Origin of the sequence: Burkholderia sp. E168m23 (genome assembly GCF_016586125.1) — a bacterium.
In the GTDB taxonomy this organism is placed as follows: Bacteria; Pseudomonadota; Gammaproteobacteria; order Burkholderiales; family Burkholderiaceae; genus Burkholderia; species Burkholderia orbicola.
This window is the reverse complement of the sequence record NZ_BCPP01001554.1, coordinates 1-847: the sequence shown is the minus strand read 5'-3', so window position 1 is coordinate 847 and position 847 is coordinate 1. Positions and strand designations below refer to the sequence as shown.

Sequence of the window (847 nt, the reverse complement as noted above, 5' to 3'; positions counted from 1 at the left end):
GACCTCGAAAGCGCGGTACGCGAGGCAAAAACCTACCTGACCGGCGCGATCGCCGCGAGCGGCCACCTCGACGTCGGTCACGGCGTCGGTCCGGTCCATCACTTCCATCGCTGGTGGTGAGCGGCCGCTGACGCGGCGTCAGTGATCCTGCGCCGCGAACGCCTGCGCGCGCGCCGGCCAGTCGTCGGGCACGATGAAACCGCGCGCCGTCTCGCGCCACGTGCCGTCAGCCCCCTTTTCATGGATCGCGATCAGGTCGGGCGTCTGGCGCGTCGCCAGCACGGCCGGCAACTCCGGTGCGCTCGCCAGCGGCTCGGGCTCGATACCCGCGCCGGCGACGGCACGCCGCGGCGCCAGCCACGCCAGTCTCGGCAATACGCTCCATGCCGCGCCGTCACGCTGCGCGGCCGCCCATGCCGGCCACTGCCCGTGCGTCAGCCAGAAACCGCGCGGATGATCCGGCGCGATTTCGACGGACACCGGCGGCACCGGCGCGCCGTACGGATGGAACAGCCAGCCCTTGATGAACATCTGCGCGTCGGCCGGGGCGCCGTAGCCGAGCCGGGCAAAGCCATCGTGTTCGCCGAGCCGCAACTGGTGGTCGAGCAGCCGGCTGCGCTTGCGGTCGAACCGGTCGACGAGATTGGGGCCGACGAAGTCGGCAAGCGATGCGCCGTCGCGGACCGGCGCGCATAGATAGCACTTCACCGCGAGTTCCCAGTGCAGGCGCCGGCCGTCCGGCGCATCGACGAGAAAATCGACTTCGCCGAGCGTGCGGCCGTTGCTGCGCAGCGGCAGATTGGCCGCGACGAGCCGCAGCGACGGCCCGTGGGTCAGAAAGTACTCG

1 protein-coding gene and 1 pseudogene are annotated in these 847 nt (G+C 71.1%); one reads left to right on the top strand and one right to left on the bottom strand.

All coding sequences use genetic code 11. The features are described from left to right. Nucleotides 1-120, top strand: a pseudogene (locus JMF90_RS38855) (bifunctional hydroxymethylpyrimidine kinase/phosphomethylpyrimidine kinase); the annotation flags it as partial. Between the two features lie 18 nt (nt 121-138). On the opposite strand, the gene JMF90_RS38850 reads toward JMF90_RS38855, so the two are convergent. Further along, nucleotides 139-847, bottom strand: a 709-nt coding sequence (locus tag JMF90_RS38850; protein ID WP_201326522.1) for a DUF1853 family protein, incomplete at its 5' end; no start/stop codon positions are given.